The 22,632-nt window shown below is 57.6% G+C and carries 18 protein-coding genes; 14 read left to right on the top strand and 4 right to left on the bottom strand.

The annotated features are described in order from the left end of the window. Positions 1-6: 6 nt before the first annotated feature. The gene (gene tadA / locus ACLHDD_RS10670) at positions 7-498 is read left to right on the top strand and encodes a tRNA adenosine(34) deaminase TadA (RefSeq protein ID WP_427104095.1); all 492 of its coding nucleotides are present in this window, start codon (positions 7-9) and stop codon (positions 496-498) included. Here tadA and mltF read toward each other — a convergent pair. Continuing rightward, positions 495-1,952: a membrane-bound lytic murein transglycosylase MltF gene (mltF, locus tag ACLHDD_RS10665; RefSeq protein WP_427104094.1), complete on the bottom strand. Its 1,458-nt coding sequence runs from the start codon at positions 1,950-1,952 to the stop codon at positions 495-497. The genes tadA and mltF overlap by 4 nt on opposite strands. A gap of 266 nt (positions 1,953-2,218) precedes the next feature. On the opposite strand from mltF, the gene purL reads away from it, so the two are divergent. The 5 genes from purL (at position 2,219) to glnB (ending at position 10,611) form a co-directional block, all read left to right on the top strand. Further along, complete coding sequence (gene purL / locus ACLHDD_RS10660; RefSeq protein ID WP_427104093.1) at positions 2,219-6,106, top strand: phosphoribosylformylglycinamidine synthase; 3,888 nt, start codon at positions 2,219-2,221, stop codon at positions 6,104-6,106. A 560-nt stretch (positions 6,107-6,666) separates the two neighbouring features. Further along, positions 6,667-8,094, top strand: a complete 1,428-nt coding sequence (locus tag ACLHDD_RS10655) for a HAMP domain-containing sensor histidine kinase (protein ID WP_427104092.1) — start codon at positions 6,667-6,669, stop codon at positions 8,092-8,094. Positions 8,095-8,097: 3 nt separating this feature from the next. Continuing rightward, positions 8,098-8,757: a two-component system QseEF-associated lipoprotein QseG gene (gene qseG / locus ACLHDD_RS10650; RefSeq protein ID WP_427104091.1), complete on the top strand. Its 660-nt coding sequence runs from the start codon at positions 8,098-8,100 to the stop codon at positions 8,755-8,757. Beyond that, positions 8,757-10,091, top strand: a complete 1,335-nt coding sequence (glrR, locus tag ACLHDD_RS10645) for a two-component system response regulator GlrR (protein WP_427104090.1) — start codon at positions 8,757-8,759, stop codon at positions 10,089-10,091. The genes qseG and glrR overlap by 1 nt, the downstream gene beginning before the upstream one ends. Before the next feature lie 181 nt (positions 10,092-10,272). Next, a complete protein-coding gene (glnB, locus tag ACLHDD_RS10640; RefSeq protein ID WP_003848647.1) occupies positions 10,273-10,611 on the top strand; it encodes a nitrogen regulatory protein P-II in 339 nt (112 codons plus the stop codon). Positions 10,612-10,666: 55 nt separating this feature from the next. Here the strand turns inward: glnB and hmpA are convergent, their stop codons facing one another. Then, on the bottom strand, positions 10,667-11,851 hold the full coding sequence (gene hmpA / locus ACLHDD_RS10635) for an NO-inducible flavohemoprotein (RefSeq protein WP_427104089.1): 1,185 nt from the start codon (positions 11,849-11,851) through the stop codon (positions 10,667-10,669). Between the two features lie 326 nt (positions 11,852-12,177). Here hmpA and glyA point away from each other — a divergent pair, with 326 nt between their 5' ends. Beyond that, positions 12,178-13,431, top strand: coding sequence for a serine hydroxymethyltransferase (gene glyA / locus ACLHDD_RS10630; RefSeq protein ID WP_128084409.1), 1,254 nt, complete (start codon positions 12,178-12,180; stop codon positions 13,429-13,431). A 128-nt stretch (positions 13,432-13,559) separates the two neighbouring features. Next, a complete protein-coding gene (locus ACLHDD_RS10625; protein WP_427104088.1) occupies positions 13,560-14,708 on the top strand; it encodes a 3-phenylpropionate MFS transporter in 1,149 nt (382 codons plus the stop codon). Here ACLHDD_RS10625 and csiE read toward each other — a convergent pair. After that, a complete protein-coding gene (csiE, locus tag ACLHDD_RS10620) occupies positions 14,690-15,958 on the bottom strand; it encodes a stationary phase inducible protein CsiE (protein WP_427104087.1) in 1,269 nt (422 codons plus the stop codon). The genes ACLHDD_RS10625 and csiE overlap by 19 nt on opposite strands. 155 nt (positions 15,959-16,113) lie before the next feature. On the opposite strand from csiE, the gene ACLHDD_RS10615 reads away from it, so the two are divergent. The 3 genes from ACLHDD_RS10615 to ACLHDD_RS10605 all read left to right on the top strand — a co-directional run bounded on the left by ACLHDD_RS10615 (position 16,114) and on the right by ACLHDD_RS10605 (position 18,946). Continuing rightward, entirely contained in the window at positions 16,114-16,740 is a 627-nt protein-coding gene (locus ACLHDD_RS10615) for a DUF1007 family protein (protein WP_427104086.1), read from the top strand. Beyond that, on the top strand, positions 16,731-17,729 hold the full coding sequence (locus ACLHDD_RS10610) for a nickel/cobalt transporter (RefSeq protein ID WP_427104085.1): 999 nt from the start codon (positions 16,731-16,733) through the stop codon (positions 17,727-17,729). The genes ACLHDD_RS10615 and ACLHDD_RS10610 overlap by 10 nt, the downstream gene beginning before the upstream one ends. A gap of 203 nt (positions 17,730-17,932) precedes the next feature. Then, positions 17,933-18,946: a hypothetical protein gene (locus ACLHDD_RS10605; RefSeq protein WP_427104084.1), complete on the top strand. Its 1,014-nt coding sequence runs from the start codon at positions 17,933-17,935 to the stop codon at positions 18,944-18,946. Positions 18,947-19,004: 58 nt separating this feature from the next. Here the strand turns inward: ACLHDD_RS10605 and suhB are convergent, their stop codons facing one another. Beyond that, complete coding sequence (suhB, locus tag ACLHDD_RS10600) at positions 19,005-19,808, bottom strand: inositol-1-monophosphatase (RefSeq protein WP_111139139.1); 804 nt, start codon at positions 19,806-19,808, stop codon at positions 19,005-19,007. Between the two features lie 132 nt (positions 19,809-19,940). Here suhB and trmJ point away from each other — a divergent pair, with 132 nt between their 5' ends. From trmJ to ACLHDD_RS10585, 3 genes are all read left to right on the top strand, one after another. Next, positions 19,941-20,678, top strand: a complete 738-nt coding sequence (gene trmJ / locus ACLHDD_RS10595; RefSeq protein ID WP_427104083.1) for a tRNA (cytosine(32)/uridine(32)-2'-O)-methyltransferase TrmJ — start codon at positions 19,941-19,943, stop codon at positions 20,676-20,678. Between the two features lie 145 nt (positions 20,679-20,823). After that, positions 20,824-21,321, top strand: a complete 498-nt coding sequence (gene iscR / locus ACLHDD_RS10590) for a Fe-S cluster assembly transcriptional regulator IscR (protein WP_313655445.1) — start codon at positions 20,824-20,826, stop codon at positions 21,319-21,321. Between the two features lie 88 nt (positions 21,322-21,409). Then, positions 21,410-22,570, top strand: coding sequence for an IscS subfamily cysteine desulfurase (locus ACLHDD_RS10585; protein ID WP_427104082.1), 1,161 nt, complete (start codon positions 21,410-21,412; stop codon positions 22,568-22,570). Positions 22,571-22,632: the final 62 nt, after the last annotated feature.

Genomic DNA, 22,632 nt, shown 5'->3' with positions numbered 1-22,632 from the left:
GTCTGCATGAAACAACAAGATGAATACTGGATGCGCCATGCGCTTGACCTGGCGCGCCGTGCCTGGGCGCAGGGCGAGGTGCCGGTCGGTGCCGTGCTGGTGCAGAATGATCGGGTGATAGGGGAAGGGTGGAACCGGCCCATTGGACAGCACGACCCTACGGCGCATGCGGAGATTATGGCACTGCGGCAGGGCGGCAAGGTACTGGAAAATTATCGTCTGCTGGATACCACGCTCTATGTCACGCTGGAGCCGTGTGTGATGTGCGCGGGTGCGATGGTACACAGCCGTATTACCCGGCTGGTTTATGGAGCCCACGATATTAAAAGCGGGGCGGCGGGGTCGCTGCTGGATGTGCTCGGCCATCCCGGCATGAACCATCAGGTTGAGCTTCACAGTGGCGTGCTGGCGGAGGAGTGTGCCGCGATGCTGAGCGACTTCTTCCGTATGCGTCGCGAGCAGAAAAAAGCGCTGCGTCAGGCGCAGCGCCAGGGTTAGTTCATGGCGATCGCAGGTTCGACCGCCGGATAGCCCCTGGCCAGCTCCGCCTGCACTTCGGCCTGCCGCGCCAGGCGCTTCTCCTGCTCCTGCAGGTAGCCCACCAGGCTTATCTGATATTTGCGGATATTCTCCACATAGTTATAGGCTTCGTGTCCGCGTGCGTAACCATACGTCGTCTGCGCGTAGTAGCGCTTCTGACTCAGCATCGGCAGACGCAGCTTCACATCTGCCCAGCTGTCGGGATTACCGCCCTGGCGGGCCGTCAGCTTGCGCACATCCAGCATGTGGGCATAGCCCATGTTATAAGCCGCCAGCGCAAACCAGATGCGCTCATCTTCCGGGATGGTCTGCGGCACCTTCGACATCATATCCTGCAGGTACTGGCTGCCGCCGCGAATGCTCTGTTCCGGATCGGTCCGGTCGCCCACGTCCAGACTGTCGGCGGTGTTGCGGGTCAGCATCATCATGCCGCGCACGCCGGTCGGTGAGGTGGCCTGAGGATTCCAGTGCGACTCCTGATAGGCGATCGCTGCCAGCAGCCGCCAGTCGATGCTGGTGGCATACTTCTCAAAAAGCGGTTTGATGTCGGGCAGCGTATTGTCGATGGCGCGCAGGAAGGTGCGGGTATCCACATAATCGAAGGTGCCGACATGGCCGAGATATTTCTCCTCCAGCCGCGCCATCGCCCCTTCCTCGCCCATACCATTAAAGAAGTCGAGCATCGCGGCATTCAGGCTGTCATCGTCGCTGTGCCGTACATACCAGGTGACCGGCTCTTCATCGGTCACATCGAACGCTACTGCCAGTTGCGGATAAATGCGCTGCAGCAGGGCGATCGTCACGGAGTCGCCAATCGTATAATCCAGCTTGCCGTCGGCCACCGCTTCCAGCAGGGCTTTAGGACTCTGATCGGTGGCGATTGCCCAGTCCAGATCGGGGAACTGACTGGAACGCGCGCTCTTCAGTGTGGAGAGATAAGCTGAACCGGAGGCGACCGTCAGCCGCCCCTTTAAATCACCGAGGTTTTTAGGCCGTGGCTTATCCACACGGTAGACCAGCTGCTGTGAAACGTTGTAGTAACCCGGCCCGGTCTGATAGCGGGTCAGGCGCTCACGGTTGTAGTTCAGGCCCGCAGCCAGCACATCAGCTTTGCCATCATCCAGATCGTCAAACAGGTCGCTCAGGTTAGGACGAACCGTTACCTTCAGTTTAACGCCCAGATAATCGGCAAAGCGTTTTGCCAGCTCATAATCCATCCCGGCCGGAGAGTGGTTCACTGTGTAGTAAGTTAACGGGGAATTGATGGTACTGACACGCAGCACTCCCCGTGATTTGATCTGTGAAATCGCGTCCTGACCGCCCCCATACCAGGGCACGGATGGCCACAGAGCCAACGCGAGCAGCACGGCAACCAGACCGATAAACAGATAATTAAATTTTAGGCGTTTCAAATAGTTATCTCTCGCTGGCTCTAAGGCCTCTGTCTTTTAAAGGCAGTATTTATCTTCTTTGAACTCCCAGAGCGAGGGGCATTCTGCGCAACAAAATGACGCTGAGCAACTTTTATAGCAGCTTTTGCGCAAAATTCAGGCAAATCCGGGTCGCCAAAAATTCTGCGCAAACGGTTTCGTCGCGAGGTCGCTTTCTCTATAATACGGCCCGTTTTCCCTGTTGCGCCCAATTTGCGTCGCCCGGCGCCCTGACGAGAGACTTATTAATGGAAATTCTGCGTGGTTCGCCCGCCCTGTCGGCATTTCGTGTAAACAAACTGCTGACCCGCTTTCAGGACGCTCATCTGCCGGTGAGTGATATTTACGCTGAGTACATCCATTTTGCTGATGTCAGCACGCCCTTAACCGCCGACGAACAGAGCCGTCTGCAGCGCCTGCTGAAATATGGTCCCTCTCTGGCTGAACATGTCCCGCAGGGGCGTCTGCTGCTGGTCACGCCACGTCCCGGCACCATTTCCCCCTGGTCATCCAAAGCTACCGATATCGCCCACAACTGCGGACTGCCGCAGGTGCGTCGTCTGGAGCGCGGCCTGGCCTTTTATGTACAGGCACCGCAGCTGACGGAAGCGCAGTGGCAGACGCTCGGTACGCTGCTGCACGATCGAATGATGGAAACGGTCTTCAGCGATCTGGCACAGGCTGAGCAGCTCTTTGCGCACCATACGCCGCAGCCGGTGAAAAGTGTGGATCTGCTGGGTAGAGGCCGTGAGGCGCTGGTTCAGGCAAACACCACTCTGGGGCTGGCGCTGGCCGACGATGAAATCGACTACCTGGTGGCGGCGTTTACTGCCCTGGGCCGTAATCCGAACGACATCGAACTCTATATGTTTGCTCAGGCGAACTCGGAGCACTGTCGTCACAAGATCTTCAACGCCGATTGGGTGATTGACGGCGAGAAGCAGCCAAAGTCGCTGTTTAAGATGATTAAGAATACGATGGAGCAGACGCCGGACTACGTGCTTTCTGCCTATAAAGATAACGCCGCCGTTATGGAGGGCTCAGAGGTGGGCCGCTTCTTTGCGGATGCCGGAGAAGATGAGTACCGCTGGCATCAGGAAGCCGCACACATCCTGATGAAGGTTGAAACGCACAACCACCCGACGGCGATCTCGCCATGGCCGGGTGCGGCGACCGGTTCCGGTGGTGAAATCCGTGACGAGGGCGCAACCGGACGCGGCTCCAAGCCTAAAGCGGGCCTGGTGGGCTTCTCGGTTTCAGACCTGCGTATCCCGGGCTTCGAACAGCCGTGGGAAGAGGACTTCGGCAAACCAGCCCGCATCGTCAGCGCGCTGGAGATCATGACCGAGGGCCCACTGGGCGGTGCGGCGTTTAACAACGAATTTGGTCGTCCTGCCCTGAACGGTTACTTCCGTACTTATGAAGAGCAGGTGACCAGCCACAACGGCACTGAACTGCGCGGCTATCACAAGCCGATCATGCTGGCGGGTGGTATCGGTAATATTCGTGCCGACCATGTGCAGAAAGGCGAAATCTCCGTAGGCGCGAAGCTGGTTGTGCTGGGCGGTCCGGCCATGAATATCGGTCTGGGCGGCGGCGCGGCCTCATCAATGGCCTCGGGTCAGTCGGATGCCGATCTCGATTTCGCCTCAGTGCAGCGCGACAACCCGGAGATGGAACGTCGCTGTCAGGAAGTGATCGACCGCTGCTGGCAGCTGGGCGACAAAAACCCGATTCTGTTTATCCACGACGTGGGCGCTGGCGGTCTCTCCAACGCCATGCCGGAGCTGGTCAGCGACGGTGGCCGCGGCGGCCGCTTCAACCTGCGCGACATCCTGAGCGATGAGCCTGGCATGAGCCCGCTGGAAGTCTGGTGCAACGAATCGCAGGAACGCTATGTGATGGCGGTGGCCCCCGACCAGCTGGCGCAGTTTGAGGCAATCTGCCAGCGCGAGCGCGCGCCGTTCGCGGTCATTGGCGAGGCAACCGAAGAGCTGCATCTGAGCCTGGAAGACAGTCACTTTGGCAATAAGCCGATCGACATGCCGCTCGATGTCCTGCTGGGCAAAACGCCGAAGATGACGCGGGATGTGGTCACCCGGCAGGTTCAGGGCGTGGCCCTGCAGCGTGACGGGATCACGCTGGTTGATGCGGTGAACCGTGTCCTGCATCTGCCCGCTGTGGCAGAGAAAACGTTCCTGATCACCATCGGTGACCGCAGCGTAACCGGCATGGTGGCGCGCGACCAGATGGTCGGTCCGTGGCAAATCCCGGTGGCCAACTGTGCGGTCACTACCGCCAGTCTCGACAGCTACCACGGCGAAGCCTTCGCGCTGGGCGAACGTTCGCCAGTGGCGCTGCTGGACTTCGCGGCATCGGGACGTCTGGCCGTCGGTGAAGCCCTGACGAACCTTGCCGCTACGCAGATTGGTTCGCTGAAGCGTGTGAAGCTTTCTGCAAACTGGATGTCCGCAGCCGGTCATCCGGGTGAAGATGCCGGGTTATATGCGGCGGTGAAAGCGGTCGGCGAAGAGCTTTGCCCGGCGCTGGGGATCACCATCCCGGTCGGCAAAGATTCGATGTCGATGAAAACCCGCTGGCAGGAAGGCACCGAGCAGCGTGAGATGACCTCGCCGCTGTCGCTGGTCATCACCGCCTTCGCGCGTGTCGAAGATGTCCGCCGCACGGTGACGCCTCAGCTGCAGGCCGATCAGGATAACCTGCTGCTGCTGATCGACCTCGGTAACGGTGCCAACACGCTGGGCGCCACTGCGCTGTCGCAGGTCTATCGTCAGCTCGGCGACAAGCCGGCCGACGTGCGCGATGCCGCGCAGCTGGCCGGTTTCTTCAATGCGATTCAGACGCTGGTCGCGGAGCAGAAACTGCTGGCCTATCACGACCGGTCCGACGGCGGTCTGCTGGTGACGCTGGCGGAGATGGCCTTTGCGGGTCACTGCGGCGTCGACGTGGATATCGCCGCGCTGGGCAGCGATGCCCTGGCCGCGCTGTTCACCGAAGAGCTGGGCGCGGTGATCCAGATCAACGCCGCCGATCGCGCGGTGGTTGAGCAGATCCTGGCAGATCATGGTCTGGCGGCTTGCACGCATCTGCTGGGCAGCGCACAGCCGGGCGATCGCTTTGTGATCCGTGCCGGCGAGAGTGCAGTCTACAGCGAAAGCCGGACGACGCTGCGCACCTGGTGGGCCGAAACCACCTGGCAGATGCAGCGCCTGCGCGACAACCCGACGTGTGCCGATCAGGAGCACGAGGCGAAGAAAAACGACAGCGATCCTGGCCTGAACGTCCATCTGACCTTTAATCCGCAGGAAGATGTGGCGGCACCGATGATCGCGACGGGGGCACGGCCAAAAGTGGCGGTGCTGCGTGAGCAGGGCGTTAACTCCCATGTGGAGATGGCGGCCGCCTTCGACCGGGCCGGTTTCACCGCGATTGACGTGCACATGAGCGATCTGCTGGCCGGACGCCGCGAACTGGACGGGTTCCAGGCGCTGGTCGCCTGCGGCGGCTTCTCTTATGGCGACGTGCTGGGGGCCGGTGAAGGGTGGGCGAAATCGATTCTGTTTAACCCGCGTGTGCGTGATACCTTCGAAACCTTCTTCCACCGTCCGCAGACCCTGGCGCTGGGCGTCTGTAACGGCTGCCAGATGATGTCGAATCTGCGCGAGCTGATCCCGGGCAGCGACCTCTGGCCGCGCTTCGTCCGTAACCAGTCAGAGCGGTTTGAAGCGCGCTTCAGCCTGGTTGAAGTGGCTGCCAGTCCTTCGCTGCTGCTGGACGGCATGGCCGGTTCACACATGCCGATTGCCGTTTCCCACGGTGAAGGCTTCGTTGAGGTGCGTGATGCGGCGCATCTGGCCGCGCTGGAAGCGAAAGGTCTGGTGGCGCTGCGCTTTGTCGATAACTTCGGCAAGGTGACAGAAACCTATCCGGCTAACCCGAACGGCTCGCCAAACGGTATCACGGCCGTGACGAACGAAAGTGGTCGCGTCACCATTATGATGCCGCATCCGGAGCGCGTGTTCCGTACCGTCAGTAACTCCTGGCATCCGGCAGAGTGGGGCGAAGATGGCCCATGGATGCGCATTTTCCGTAATGCGCGCAGGCAGCTGGGCTGATTTTTCCCGCTGAAAAAAACAGGAGGCCAGTGTGCCTCCTGTTTTTTTGTGATGCTGTTGGCAAACAGCGACAGCAGGCACGAATCACTGTCGCTGTATGGCGACAACTATCTTCTTGATTTTTAATGTCAGTGAAAATGCCGGGGATTTATGTCGTCTGGCGGAGACAAATTGGACGGCTGCCATCGGAATTTTCGCAACGTCCGTCTGTCAGGCTGATTCAATCAGCTGAAAAATATAATGTTTTATTTCCTGGCACGGAAGTTGCTATAATCCTGTCACTGCTCATTCACCTGTTTATGATTGCCCCGCCTGGCGGAAAAGAGCTCATAAAGCCCGAATGACGCACCAAACGGAGCCTGCCGTCCACCTGACCGATAATCGCTTGCGTTATCAAACACCGGACGTAACGTTGAGTAAGGCTCCACCCATTTTTACGCGATGCATCACGCGTCGTGTCTGCGGCAGGCCATTGAGCCTGCCGTTTTCTTTTCTTCCCCTTTCTTCCGCCGACAGAGTTCGCTAGCATCCAGACAGCAAATTTCTGAGGAAACGGCTGCGTGAAAAAATGGCGTTTATTTCCCCGCTCGCTGCGCCAGCTGGTGCTGATGGCCTTTGTGCTGGTCCTGCTGCCTCTGCTGGTGCTGGCCTGGCAGGCGTGGGAGAGTCTCTCTGCGTTAAGCGAACAGGCCGCGGATACCAACCGCAACACTTTCACCGACGTGCGCAGAAGTGAGGCGATGGCACGAACGGCTGTTGAGCTGGAGCGCAGCTATCGCCAGTATTGCGTGCTGGATGATGCTTCGCTGGCACGCCTCTATCAGACTCAGCACACCCGCTACAGTCAGATGCTGAATTCGCACAGCGCCAGCCTGCCCGAACTGCCGGTGTTCCGGATTCTGCAGGCGACTCTGCCGCTACTGATGCCGCTGCAATGTGATAACGGCAACCCGGTTCCGCGCGCCGCAGAGGCGCTGGATCGCTTCTCCGCCACCAATGCGCAGATGGTGCAGGATACGCGTGAAGTGGTCTTTTCGCGCGGCCTGCAACTGCAGCGAGAAATTGCCGATCGCGGCCAGTTCTTTGGCTGGCAGGCGCTGATCCTGTTTATCATCAGTCTGGCGCTGATGCTGTTGTTTACCGGCATGATTATCGGCCCGGTCAAGCGCATCGAACGGATGATCAACCGGCTGGGAGAAGGCCGGGAGCTGGGCAACAGCGTGAAATTCCGTGGCCCGCGTGAGCTGCGCTCGCTTGGGCAGCGCATCGTCTGGCTCAGCGAACGGCTGCAATGGCTGGAATCACAACGCCACGAGTTTCTGCGCCATCTTTCTCACGAGCTGAAAACACCGCTGGCCAGCCTGCGCGAAGGCACCGAGCTGCTGGCAGATGAGGTCGCCGGATCGCTGAACGCCGACCAGAAAGAGGTGGTGATGATTCTCGACAGCAGCAGCCGCCATTTGCAGCAATTGATCGAGCAGCTGCTGGATTACAACCGCAAGCTGGCGGATGGCCCGATTCAGCTGGAACCGGTCAGCGTGACGGAGATTGTAGAGAGTGTGGTAAACGCCCACGCGCTCTCGGCGCGCGCCAAGATGATGCAGACGGTGGTCGATCTGCGAATCGGCCACTGTCTTGCCGAACCGATGTTACTGATGCGGGTCATTGATAACCTCTATTCGAACGCCGTGAACTACGGCAGCGAATCCGGTACCATCTGGCTGCGCAGTCAGCAGCAGGACGATCGGATATGGATTGAGGTCGCAAACAGCGGCACGCCGATCCCGCCGGAAGAGCAGGCGATGATTTTCGAGCCCTTCTTCCAGGGCAGCCAGCAGCGCAAAGGGCCGGTGAAAGGCAGCGGGCTGGGACTGAGTATTGCCAAAGATTGTCTGCGCCGGATGCATGGCGACCTGACGCTGGTCCCCTGCGGGCAGGCTGACGTCTGTTTTCGAATTGAACTGAACACCACAGCCGGGAATGTCTGACCAATGAAATATTTACCCGCTTTGCTGCTGAGCACGCTGCTGCTCTGCAGCTGTACAACCTCCCCGGTTACCTCCTCTCTGCCGTCAGGCCATCAGGTGGCGGAACCCGAGGTCAGCGTGGCTGATTATCTGGCGATCCGCTGCAGCGACCTGTGGCCGGTGGAGAAGGGCGAGGCGCTGGATAATCCGCTGTACTGGATGCGGGCGATCGACTGCGCGGAGCATCTTTCTCCTGCTGAGGCCCGGGCAGAAGCCCATCGCTGGCCGGCAGAAAGCTGGTCGCGCGCCTTTAAGCAGGGCGTACTGATGTCCAACGGCAACGTTACGCCCGTCGAGCGTCGTCGCTATGTGGAAACCCTGGATCGCTACAGCAGCGACTTTCCGTCCTCTTTGCGCCCGTTAATTCAGCTCTGGCGCAGCAACCAGACGGCGCAGCTCGATCTCAGCGAAGCGCGCACCCGTTATGCGCATCTGCAGCAGAGCAGCGATGCTCAGCTCGAGGCGACACGCCAGCAGATGATGAAACAACAACAGCAACTCAGCGACACACAGCATAAGCTGGAGCGGCTGACTGACATTGAGCGTCAGCTCTCTTCACGTAAAGCGCCGGATGTTTCTGACAATGGTCACGGCACAGCGCTGCCGCAGGATGAGGAACAGTAATGGTCAGACAGGCGGCAAAACTGCTGTTGGTGGATGACGATCCCAGCCTGCTCAAGCTGCTGGGGATGCGTCTGCGCAGCGAAGGTTATCAGGTCACTACGGCGGCCAGCGGACCCGAAGCGTTACGTCTGCTGCAGAAAGAGAAAATCGAACTGGTGATCAGCGATCTGCGGATGGATGAAATGGATGGTCTGGCGCTGTTTGGCGAGATCCAGAAACGCCACACTGGCCTGCCGGTAATTATTCTGACCGCGCACGGCTCCATCCCGGACGCCGTTTCTGCCACCCAGCAGGGCGTGTTCAGCTTCCTGACCAAACCGGTGGATCGGGATGCGCTCTATAAGGCGATTGATGAGGCGCTGGCACAGCAGGCACCGGTCAGTGACGACCGCTGGCGGGAGGCGATCGTTACCCGCAGTCCGCTGATGCTGCGGCTGCTTGAGCAGGCGCACATGGTGGCACAGTCCGATGTCAGCGTACTGATTAACGGCCAGAGCGGCACCGGTAAAGAGATACTGGCGCAGGCGATCCACGCCGCCAGCCCGCGCAACGGCAAACCCTTTGTGGCGATCAACTGCGGCGCTCTGCCGGAGCAGCTGCTGGAGTCCGAGCTGTTCGGACACGCGAAAGGGGCTTTCACCGGGGCGGTCAGCGCCCGTGACGGCCTGTTTAAAACCGCAGGCGGCGGCACGCTCTTTCTGGATGAAATCGGCGACATGCCTCAACCGCTGCAGGTTAAGCTGTTGCGGGTGTTACAGGAGCGCAAGGTCAGGCCGCTGGGCAGCGATCACGATATCGACATTGATGTGCGCATTATCTCCGCGACGCACCGCGATCTGCCCAGGGCGATGGAGAAAAAAGAGTTCCGGGAAGATCTCTTCTACCGCCTCAATGTGGTGAACCTGAAAATACCGGCACTGCATCAGCGCACGGAGGATATTCCGCTGCTGGCGAACCATCTGCTGCGTCAGGCCGCCGAACGGCATAAACCCCAGGTGCGCAGTTTTTCGGTCGACGCGATGAAACGTCTGATGGCTGCCAGCTGGCCGGGCAACGTTCGCCAGCTGGTCAACGTAATTGAGCAGTGCGTCGCGCTCAGCTCATCGCCTGTCATCAGTGATGCGCTGGTGGAGCAGGCGTTAAGCGGCGAAAACAGCGCCCTGCCGACGTTTGCCGAGGCGCGCAACCAGTTCGAGCTGAATTATCTGCGAAAACTGCTGCAGATGACCAAAGGCAACGTCACCAACGCCGCACGCCTGGCCGGACGCAACCGCACGGAGTTTTATAAGCTGCTGTCCCGTCATGAACTGGATGCCAGCGATTTTAAAGAGTAGCCCGTGCAAAATCTCTGCTCTGGCGGGGCCTGCCACGCCCCGTATCAGAGGGCAACACCCGGCTTAATCTGACAGCGCTTGCGGCCGCCCGAAGAATCCCGGATATTACCGCCCGACAGCGCCGGCAACATTTATACTTGAGATACCCTCTGACCATAGAGGGAGTGAAAAAGGGTCTGACATGAAAAAGATTGATGCGATTATTAAACCATTCAAACTCGATGATGTTCGTGAAGCCTTAGCGGAAGTCGGCATCACCGGGATGACCGTCAGCGAAGTAAAGGGCTTTGGCCGTCAGAAAGGGCACACAGAGCTTTATCGCGGCGCAGAATATATGGTCGACTTCTTACCGAAAGTGAAAATTGAGATGGTGGTTGGCGACGACATCGTTGATACCTGCGTCGAGACCATTATGCGCACCGCACAGACCGGAAAAATCGGTGACGGTAAGATCTTCGTCTTCGACGTGGCACGCGTCGTGCGCATCCGTACTGGCGAAGAGGATGAAGAGGCGATCTGATTCACGCTTCAGCTGAACAAAAAAGCCCGCGCTGCGGGCTTTTTTTATGGGACCATCACATCCCTTTGTGCGGGCCAAAGCGTTCGTAGTGGATATGCGTCTCTGTTATACCGGCATCCCGCAGCTGTGCCACCACATGCTGCATAAAGGCCAGCGGGCCACAAAGGTAAAAATGGGTGTCGGCTGAGGCGAGCCGCGCAGAGAGCTGGCTGATATCCATTACACCCTGAGCGTCATAGCGACCGGCATCGTCATCTATGGGATGGCGATACCAGACCCGGCTGGCGAAATCGCTGAGCAATGCGCCCGTGTCGCGCACCTCTTCCGTAAAGGCGTGCTGTCTGCCATTCTCTGCCGCGTGCAGCCAGCTGACAGGCGCCGGATGGTGAGCGGCCGCCAGGGCATGCAGCATCGCCAGCATCGGCGTCTGTCCCACGCCCGCAGAAATCAGCGCCACCGGGGTGACAGGATCGACTTCCAGGAAGAAGTCGCCGTGGGGGGCGGCCAGCTGCAGCACATCGCCCACTCTGCCGTGTTCATGCAGCCAGCCGGAGACCGTACCCTGCGCCTCACGTTTTACCGCGATACGATAATCTTTGCCGTTACTGAGGTGCGTCAGCGAATACTGACGAATCTGATGATAGACGAAGCTGGCGGGCTGCAGATGCACTGTCAGATACTGACCCGGTTTAAAGGCGGCAACCGGACCTCCATCGACCGGTGAAAAGGTAAAGCTCTTGATCGCCTCGCTCTGCGGCGCAATAGCGCTGATGCGAAAGGCCCGGGTGCCGCGCCAGCCGCCGCTCTGCTGTTCCGTCGCCTGATAGATCTCCTCTTCCCGCCGGATAAACAGATCCGCCAGCACGTTATAGGCCCGCCCCCATGCAGCCAGAACCTCATCGCCCGGATTCAGCAGCTCTTGAATGGTCGCCAGCAGGTTTTCGCCAACGATGGCGTACTGTTCAGGCTGAATATTGAGGCTGGTGTGCTTCTGGGCGATTTTCTCCACGGCCGGCAGCAGGGCGGCCAGATTCTCCAGGTTAGCGCCATAGGCGCAGATCGCATTGAACAGCGCTTCGCGCTGGTCGCCATTGCGCTGGTTGTTCATGTTAAAGACATTTTTGAGTTCGGGATGGTGCGACAGCATACGGTCATAGAAGTGTGCAGTCAGCGCCGGGCCGCAGGCGGCAATGGCAGGCAGGGTCGATTTAACGGTGGCGATAGTCTGTGCATCAAGCATAAGAATGAACCTCACGGTAAAGATGTATTTCAAATGCATCTTATGGCTGCTCTGCTCATCCTGTAAATATGCCGTTCGTTTTTTCCATCATCGGAGTGGCAACTTTTATGTGCATAATGAGAAATGATGGTTTCCGTCGGCAGGCAAACGCCGCAGGATGGGACAGACAAAAAGTGTAAAAAAGCGATGCCATCTGCCAGCCAATCGTTTGCGTAAAAAGAGGCGGTTCACCCTACCTTCACCTGTTAAAACGGTTTACACTGTGGACCTTCGCCCCTGAGAGGGGGTAAATACCGTCAGAAAGTTAGCTGAGTCAGGAGATCCGGATGTTAAAGCGTGATATGAACATTGCCGATTACGATGCCGAGTTATGGCAGGCAATGGAGCAGGAGACAGTGCGTCAGGAAGAGCACATTGAACTGATTGCTTCTGAAAACTACACCAGCCCGCGTGTTATGCAGGCACAGGGTTCTCAGCTCACCAACAAATACGCTGAAGGTTATCCAGGCAAACGCTACTACGGCGGTTGTGAATACGTTGATATCGTTGAGCAACTGGCTATCGATCGCGCTAAAGCCCTGTTTGGCGCCGATTATGCTAACGTGCAGCCACACTCCGGTTCACAGGCTAACTTCGCGGTTTACACCGCGCTGCTGCAGCCGGGCGATACGATCCTTGGCATGAACCTGGCGCACGGCGGACACCTGACCCATGGCTCACCGGTTAACCTGTCAGGTAAACTCTATAACGTCGTGGCTTACGGTATTGATGAAGCCGGTAAGATTGACTACGACGAACTGGCGGAACTGGCGAAAACTCATAAGCCAAAAATGATCGTCGGTGGCTTCTCGGCCTATTCCGGCGTCTGCGACTGGGCGAAAATGCGCGAGATCGCGGACAGCGTCGGTGCATGGCTGTTTGTCGATATGGCACACGTTGCGGGTCTGGTGGCTGCTGAGGTCTACCCGAGCCCGATCCCACATGCGCATATCGTTACCTCTACCACGCACAAAACCCTGGCGGGTCCGCGTGGCGGCATCATCCTGGCGAAAAACGGCGACGAAGATTTTTACAAGAAACTGAACTCGGCAGTTTTCCCTGGCGGTCAGGGTGGCCCTCTGATGCACGTTATCGCCGGTAAAGCGGTTGCCTTTAAAGAGGCAATGGAGCCGGAATTCAAAACCTACCAGCAGCAGGTGGCAAAAAATGCCAAAGCGATGGTTGAGGTGCTGATTGCGCGCGGCTACGACATCGTGTCTGGCGGAACGCACAACCATCTGTTCCTGATTGATCTGGTAAGCAAAAACCTGACCGGCAAAGAGGCGGATGCGGCACTGGGCCGTGCCAACATTACCGTGAACAAAAACAGCGTGCCAAACGATCCGAAAAGCCCGTTTGTCACCTCCGGTATTCGTATCGGTACCCCTGCAGTGACCCGTCGTGGCTTCAAAGAAGCCGACGTGCGCGAGCTGGCGGGCTGGATCGCCGACGTGCTGGACAACATCAATGACGAAGCGACCATTGAGCGTACCAAACAGAAAGTGCTGGATATCTGCAGCCGTCTGCCGGTTTACGCATAATCGCTAACCTGTTGTGAAACAGCATCAAAAGGATGGCTTCTGCCATCCTTTTTTATTGCCTGTCCCGCAGCGCTCTGCCAGAGTAGCGCCCACTTATGCTGCCATGCGGCACACCTGCTGGAGGGAATATGGCAATCGCGTCTGCCAGATGGCTCGGACTGGGCTACTTCACTTACTTCTTCTGTTACGGCATCTATCTGCCCTTCTGGGGCGTGTGGCTGAAAGGCACCGGTCTGGATGCGGAAAAGATTGGCCTGCTGCTGGGCTGCGGTATGGTGGCGCGTTTTGTCGGCAGCCTGCTGATCGCCTCTCAGGTCCGTAATCCCGACCGGCTGATCACCGCACTGCGTCTGCTGGCGCTGATGACCTGCCTGTTTGCCGCCGGTTTCTGGGCAGGGGAGCAGTGGATGTGGCTGCTCAGCGTAATGATCGGTTTTAATCTCTTCTTTTCGCCGCTGGTGCCGCTCAGCGATGCGCTGGCCGCCACCTGGACGCAGCAGATTGGCCTGGCTTATGGGCCGGTCAGACTATGGGGTTCCCTGGCCTTTGTGGTCAGTTCGGCGTTAACCGGCGTGCTGGTCAGCGCTTACTCCTCTCAGGCGATCCTGCTGCTGCTGTCCATAGGCGTCATCGCCATGCTGGGTGGCATGATGCTGAATCCCGCGACTCAGCCGCACGGCAGCGAACGACAGAGCGCCGCAGGCGGCGGCTGGGCGGTCTGGCGGGACCTGCTGCGGGAAAAGGCGGTCTGGCGATTCATGCTCTGCGTGACGCTGCTGCAGGGCGCGCATGCTGCCTATTATGGCTTCAGTGCGATCTGGTGGCAGGAGAGCGGCTATTCTGCCTCAATGGTGGGCTATCTCTGGTCGCTGGGCGTGGTAGCGGAAATTATCATTTTCGCCCTGAGCAACCGCCTGTTCCGCCGCTGGAGTGCGCGCGATCTGCTGCTGCTTTCAGGCATTTGTGCGCTGATCCGCTGGAGCCTCATGGGGGCCAGCACCGCGCTGCCGCTGCTGATTGTGGCGCAGATCCTTCACTGCGGCAGCTTTACCGTCTGTCATCTGGCGGCGATGCGCTTTATCGCGACACGCCAGGGCGCGGAAGTCATCCGGCTACAGTCACTCTATTCGGCGCTGGCGATGGGGGGTGGGATTGCAATCATGACCATGATCTGCGGGGTGCTGTTCGCCCATCTGCAGGGGCATCTTTTCTGGGTGATGGCGCTGGTGGCACTGCCTGCGCTGTTTCTGCGTCCGGGCTACGACTCCAGTAAATAACGAATACGCTGCTGATGGTGTAATGTCAGCGGCAGTTCAGCATGCACCAACGGTGGCGAGAACAGCGGCAGTGAGGTTGGGTAAGGCGAAATGATAATGTCTACATCCCGCGGCGCACCCTCACGCTGAAACAGTTTTACGTCCTGATACGTAATATTGACGGGCAGCAGGGTAATTTCCCGGATCTGCTGCTCAACATCCTGTTCCAGCTCAGCATCGTCACCGGTCAGCAACAGCACCTGCTTCTCCTGCAAAGCGCTGCCCTGCATCAGCCAGGCACCAAAAATAATGGTAACTAAACTCACCTCTTCCTGAGAAAAGGTCACCTGATAGTGCTGCTCAAACCGCTGCAGCGCCTGCTGTGTGGTGCGCAACAGGCGGGGATAGAGGCGGCTGACATCCAGGGCCACACTATTATCGATACCGATACTGAAATGCGTGCGGTCCAGTGCCTGGGTCAGGTGAGGGTAGAGCTGGCGCAGTAACTCGTCGCGATCGGCGAAAGTAATTCCGGCACACTGCTCAAAATCATCGATCAGCTGCTGGATCGCCTGCATAAGCTGCTCTTCCGCAGGATGGGTGGCCGTCTCCACGCCAGGCGTATGGATCTGGCTGAACAGCAGCGTCCAGAAGTCCGCCTCACTGACGGGCGGGGCAGGATGACAGCGTTTGCGCCAGTGATGGATCACATCCTCCGCCGCCTGCCGTTCCGCTTTATGCTGCAGCCACGCGCGCTGAGTTTCACTGAACAGCACCGGCTGACGCTCACACAGGCCATACTTCATATAGATCTGCAAAAACAGCCGATCGCGATCGCTGAAATCACGCTTCATGCGCAGGCTGCAGTGCTGGATCAGCGCCTGCAGATTGATCTCATCCCACAGCGCTTTTTCAATTTTCATGACTTTCAGACGCTGACGCAAGGGCGCGGCAAACTGCTCGCAGACGAAATCCGGCGACAGACGCAGACTGCGTCGCAGGTTGTGCAGCAGACAAAGGCGGCGATCCAACTCTGTACCATGGAGGCGAAAGCTGCCATCGACCATCTGGTGCAACTCCAGCTGGTGATATCGCTGTATCTCAAGGCCCACATCCGCGATATCCTGTCGGGCAACAGCAGGATCGACACCATTCAGCTGGCAGACTTTTTCAAGTGTAAGCGCGGGTGTTGGCAGAAATAACAGCAACAAAAGATGGCACTGACGCTGTGAACGGGTGAAGAGTGGTGCCAAAGGGGGAGCAGAACTCATCAATCAGATTTCCAGCAGGCTATTTTCAGCTAAGAATAGTCACCCCCGTCAGCAGTTGCGCGGTTTGTGCGGTTTATTTACCTGAGGTTTAAGGCCGGTCACAAAATTTAGTTACCTGTAGATCCTTTTCATCGGAAACGTTACTTTATAACATTATGAAACGTGCGCTTTTTCTTTTGCTGATGACCATGAGTCCGGCTCTGCTGGCCCATCCACACAGCTTCATCGACATGAAAACCGAGCTGGTGGCGAAGGATGACACCTTTACCGGCCTGAAGATGATCTGGACCATGGATGAGATTACCTCTGCCGACCTGCTGTATGACGCGGGTGAGGCGAAACCTGGCAGCGTGGTGTGGAAAAAGCTGGCAGCGGAGGTGATGGCCAACGTGCTGGGGCAGCACTACTTTTCGGAAATCTGGCACAACCAACAGCGGGTAAAGTTTTTGAATCTGCCAACGGAATACAACCTGTCGCGCAGCGGCCATAAGGCGGTACTGGAGTTCATCCTGCCGCTGGCGGAACCGCCGACGCTGACCGGTCAGCGCTTTGAGATCCTGACCTTCGACCCCACCTATTTTGTCGATATGTTCTATGACAATCCGGGCGCGCTGACGCTGCCGCCAGCACTGCAGACGCGCTGCCGGTTTACCCTTAACACGCCAAAGCCTGACGATGCGCTGAAGCAGTATGCGCTGTCACTGGATAAAGCGGATGCGCCGGCTAAAGAGCGCGATCTGGGTCGCCAGTTTGCGCAGACGGTGGTGCTGACATGTCAGTAATTTCTCCGTCGATCCGGACTGCCCGGCGCTGGCCGCTCTGGCTGCTGGCGGTCCTGTTTATCAGCGTTGCGGGGCTGACCTGGCTCTGCTGGCCGCAGATAATGCTGCAGAGCGTGCTGTGGCAGAAAAATCTGCACCAGCAGATGACCTGGCTGTTACAGCAGGTGGCGGAACAGCCTCATCAGGCAGGCCTTTCGCTGGTGGTCTTCAGCCTGCTCTATGGCGTGCTGCACGCGCTGGGGCCGGGCCACGGCAAAGTGGTGATCACCACCTTTCTGGCAACCCATCCGACCCGCGTGAAAACCAGTATCAGGCTCACGCTGCTCGCTTCCCTGCTGCAGGGCTCGGTGGCGATCGCGCTGGTGACGGTAATGCTGGTATTACTGAAAACGTCGTCACGTCAGCTGCATCTCAGCAGTTTCTGGCTGGAGAAGGGCAGTTATCTGCTGGTGATGGGGCTGGGAATGGTGATGGGATATCGGGCACTGCGTGCGCTGTGGCGGGCGTTGCGTCCGCCAGTGGCACCGCAGTTTCGCGCGTTCCAGCCGCTGACGCCGCATTCCCCTCACCATCAGCACAGCGATCGGTGCGGATGCGGGCATGCACACCTGCCGACACCGCAGCAGATGAGCGGGAGTATCAGCATGAAAACTCAGCTGCTGGTGGTGGTGTCGATGGGGCTGCGGCCCTGTTCCGGCGCGATTATGATGCTGCTGTTTGCCAAAGTAATCGGCGTCTATTTCTGGGGCGTTATTTCCGCTGCGGTGATGGCGCTGGGCACGGCGCTGACGATTTCGGCTATTGGCCTGCTGGTTCAGCAGGCGCGTACGGTGGCACAGCGGCTGGCCCGGTCACGCGGAGACACCGGGAAGTCCCGTTTAGTGATGCCGCTGCTGACGCTGAGCGGCAGCCTGATTTTAATCGTCGCCGGGCTGGCATTATGGCAGGCCGCCCAGCTGGCGCCTGCCGGTGGCATTCGTCCTTTCTAGCAAAAAACGCAGCGGGAATTAAATTCCCGCTGTCTCAGGTCCTCTGTTAATTATCTTTAAATTCACTTCGTTAATTTTTCTCTATTCGCTTTAGTGGAGAAAAAACTATTCCCTGTCTACGCTGTTAATACCAAAACGGCATTCCGCCGTCAGGATGATAAAAGTTCAGATCTGCTTTCTGTTTATTGTGAGGAGTCTATTTCATGGCTGATACCCGTTTTAATAATGGCTACACCGAAACCCTGGCGACCGGGCCCGCTGGATTACCGTTAAAGCGTATTTCCTGGAGCGCTGTGTTCGCCGGTGTTATTTGTGCGTTAATCGTTCATGTCATCCTGACGCTACTGGGGACGGCTATTGGTGCCACCACCATTGATCCGATGAAAGAACAGAATCCCCTTGACGGCATCGGCACGGGCGCACTGGTCTGGACAGCCATTGAAATGCTGGTCGCGATGGCGGCAGGGAGCTATGTTGCAGGCCGACTGGCTCAGCGTGAAGGCGCAATGCACGGCTTACTGATGTTTGGTGTTAGCACAATTTTCACTATTTACCTGGCCATTGCGCTGGCGACCAGTGTATTAGGCGGGGCCATGAATATTCTCGGTTCCGGTTTCCAGGCGCTGGGCAGTGGTATTTCCGCCGCCGCGCCATCCGTGACGCAAATGGCGAAAGAGAAGCTGCAGGAAAATAATATTAATCTGGACAGCCTGCAGAATGAACTGGAAACGACTTTACGTCAGACCGGTAAGCCGGAATTACAGCCAGAGAACCTGAAGCAGGACGCGAATAATGAAGCGCAGAACGCTGAAAACCAGGCAAGTAATACCGCGAATCATCCTGAGACAGCTGATACTGATCTGACTAACTGGTTAAAAGGTGTGATGGATCGTCATTCAGATACGCTGCAGGCTGCTGACCGTGATGCACTGAAAAATATTATCAAAGCCCGTACCGGCAAAAGTGATGAGGAAGTTGACCAGATCGTTGCCAAAGCCGAGCAGAACTATCAGCAGGCTATGCAGAAATATCAGGAACTGAAACAGCAGGCAGAACAGAAAGCGCGCGAAGCCGGTGAGAAAGCGGCTGCCGCAACAGCTAAAGCAAGCTGGTATGCCCTGATTCTGTTGATTATCGAAGCGGTGCTGGCTGGCGTGATGGGAATGGTGGGTCGTCGTACTCAGCCTCGCCAGGTGCTGTCACACGAACGTCGTTAATCGTTCTTAACAGGCAATAAAAAAGGCGGCCAGCAGGCCGCCTTTTTTGTTCTGCAACTTAGCGTTTTAACGCTTCGCTCAGCTCATCGCGCATGCCTGACAGCATCGCTTTCACGACGCGCGGGTTGCCTGCAACCAGGTTACCTGACAGCAGGTAGCCGTGGTTTCCGGTGAAGTCGGTGACCAGACCGCCTGCTTCACGAACCAGCAGTTCGCCCGCGGCAAAATCCCACGGCTTCAGGCCAATTTCAAAGTAGCCATCTACACGACCGGCGGCCACATAAGCCAGATCCAGCGCAGCAGAACCGGTGCGGCGGAAATCAGCACACTGGGTAAAGAGCTTAGTGAGGATGTTCATGTAAGCAGGCGCATGCTGCTTCATTTTGAATGGGAAACCGGTCGCCAGAACGGTGCCGTCCAGATCGCGGGCAATGCTGCCGCGCAGACGATAGCCGTTCAGCTGTGCACCCTGTCCACGGGAAGAGGTGAAGAGTTCATTACGCATAGGATCGTAAACCACCGCAACTTCAGTACGGCCTTTGATGCGCACAGCGATAGAGACGGCAAAGTGAGGTAAACGTTTAATAAAGTTGGAGGTGCCATCCAGCGGATCGATAACCCATTGAACGTCCTGATCTTCACCCGCCAGTTCACCGCTTTCTTCGGTGATGATGGTGTGTTTTGGATAGGATTTACGAATAATTTCGATAATCAGGCGTTCTGCTTCGCGGTCAACATTGGTTACGAAGTCGTTGCTGCCTTTCTGGCTGGCTTCGACGGCGTCCGGGGTTTCATAATATTTGGCAATTAAATTTCCGGCCTTACGCGCTGCGCGCACGGCAATGTTGAGCATTGGATGCATCGGTATCTCTCGCTGGATGTTAAAGAACGGGGAAAACGGCGCGGAGTATAGCAGTGTGTTCGGTAAATGTCCTGCTTTATGTTAGGATTCTCTCCACTGATTTTACTGACCTGTTTCTGAGTATCCCTAATCATGTTGCAAAATATCCGTATCGTGCTGGTCGAAACTTCCCATACCGGTAACATGGGCTCTGTGGCGCGCGCCATGAAAACCATGGGGTTAACCAACCTCTATCTGGTGAATCCGCTGGTCAAGCCTGATTCCCAGGCGATCTCCCTGGCGGCCGGTGCCAGCGATGTGATCGGCGACGCTAAAATTGTCGACTCCCTGGATGAGGCGATTGCAGGTTGCAGCCTGGTCGTGGGCACCAGCGCCCGTTCCCGTTCGCTGCCCTGGCCGATGCTGGATGGACGCGAATGTGGCGTGAAAAGTGTGGAAGAGGGCCAGCAGGCACCGGTTGCGCTGGTCTTTGGTCGCGAACGTGTCGGCCTGACCAACGAAGAGTTGCAAAAATGCCACTATCACGTCGCGATTCAGGCTAACCCGGAATACAGTTCGCTGAACCTGGCGATGGCGGTGCAGATTATTGCCTATGAAGTACGCATGGCCTGGCTGCAGTCGCAGGCGCAGGCGACACCGCAGCCGACGTATGACGAATCGCCGTATCCGCTGGTCGATGACCTCGAACGCTTCTATCAGCACATGGAGCAGATGATGCTGAGCAGCGGCTTTATCCGTGAAGCGACGCCAGGCCAGGTGATGAGCAAACTGCGTCGTCTCTACACCCGTGCGCGTCCGGAACGCGACGAACTGAATATCCTGCGCGGGATGCTGTCGTCGTTTGAAAAGCCGAAAAGCGATAAAAAATAAGCAGATAATAGTTGAGTAAATTACCTGGTTAAATACCTGACTGATTTACCAGGTTAAATAGTTGACCAATTTACTCAGGAATGTCAGACTTCATCGCATCTGTTGCTAATCCTCCGATAACCGGACGCTATTGAGGTCGTATGCTATGAGACTGACATCCAAAGGACGTTATGCCGTTACTGCCATGCTGGACGTTGCCCTTCATTCTCATGAAGGCCCCGTTCCGCTGGCTGATATTTCTGAACGTCAGGGCATTTCGCTCTCCTATCTGGAGCAGTTATTCTCGCGGCTGCGTAAAAACGATCTGGTTTCCAGCGTCCGTGGTCCGGGCGGCGGTTATCTGCTGGGTAAAGCGTCTGACACCATCTCTGTCGGAGAAGTGATCACCGCCGTGGATGAGTCCGTCGATGCCACGAAATGTCAGGGCAAAGAGGGTTGCCAGGGCGGCGAACGTTGCCTGACCCACGTCCTGTGGCGTGACCTGAGCGTGCGCATCAGCGATTTCCTGAATAACATTACGCTGGCTGAGCTGGTGAATAATCAGGAGATTCTGGATGTGGCTGACCGGCAGAATGCGATTGATAATCGCCGCTTCCAGAGCCCGCGCGCTCAGGAAATTAACATCAACCAGCGCGCCTCCTGATCCCCGCTATTCCGGCCCTAACTGCTAACGCGGTCAGGGCCGAATCTGCTATAAAGACGTATGATTTTTAATACGGAGCTGTAGCGCAATGAAATTACCGATTTACCTGGATTATGCCGCCACCACGCCGGCCGATCCGCGTGTGGCCAGCAAAATGATGCAGTTTCTGACGCTGGATGGCACGTTTGGTAATCCGGCCTCGCGATCGCACCGTTTTGGCTGGCAGTCTGAAGAGGCGGTGGATGTCGCCCGCAATCAGATCGCCGACCTGGTCAACGCCGATCCGCGCGAAATTGTCTTTACATCTGGCGCCACCGAATCGGATAACCTTGCGATCAAAGGGGCGGCCCATGCCCATCAGACGCGCGGCAGACATATCATCACCAGCCGGACAGAACATAAAGCAGTGCTCGACAGCTGCCAGCAGCTTGAGCGCGAAGGCTTTACGGTTACCTGGCTGACACCGGCTTCAGACGGCATTATCACGCCCGACCAGCTGCGTGCGGCGCTGCGGGATGACACCATTCTTGTTTCCCTGATGCAGGTGAATAATGAAACCGGCGTGATTCAGGATATTGCCGCCTTTGGTGAACTCTGCCGCGAACGGGGAGTTCTGTTTCATGTGGATGCGACCCAGAGCGTTGGCAAACTGCCGATCGACCTGAGTGTGCTGCCTGTCGACCTGATGTCCTTCTCAGCCCACAAACTCTACGGCCCGAAAGGGATTGGTGCGCTCTACGTGCGGCGTAAACCGCGCGTGCAGATTGCGGCCCAGATCCATGGCGGCGGTCACGAACGCGGTATGCGTTCCGGTACGCTGCCGGTGCATCAGATTGTCGGAATGGGGGAAGCCTTTCGCATCGCCGCCGAAGAGCGTGAAACCGAAATGGCGCGACTGCAGGATCTGCGCCTGCGTTTATGGGAAGGAATCAGCGCGCTGCCCGGCGTTTCTCTCAATGGCAGTCTCCGGCAGGGCGCGCCGAACATTCTCAACCTCAGTTTTGCTGACGTTGAGGGGGAATCCCTGATTATGGCGCTGAAAGATCTGGCGCTCTCTTCCGGCTCTGCCTGTACGTCGGCCAGCCTGGAGCCTTCCTATGTCCTGCGGGCGATGGGGCTGGATGAGGAGCTGGCGCACAGTTCGCTGCGCTTCTCGCTGGGTCGCTTCACCACAGAAGACGAGATTGACTACGCTATTGCCCTGGTGCAGAAATCGGTGACCCGCCTGCGCGCTGCCATGAAATCCTGATACCCGGTCATAATCCGGAAACGGCATCCTGCAATGCACTTTGCTGGCAACCGCTGACGGAA

The organism is Pantoea sp. NSTU24, from assembly GCF_050157905.1.
Lineage (GTDB): Bacteria > Pseudomonadota > Gammaproteobacteria > Enterobacterales > Enterobacteriaceae > Pantoea.
The sequence above is the reverse complement of the archived record's forward strand: the minus strand, read 5'-3'. Positions and strand labels throughout refer to the sequence as shown.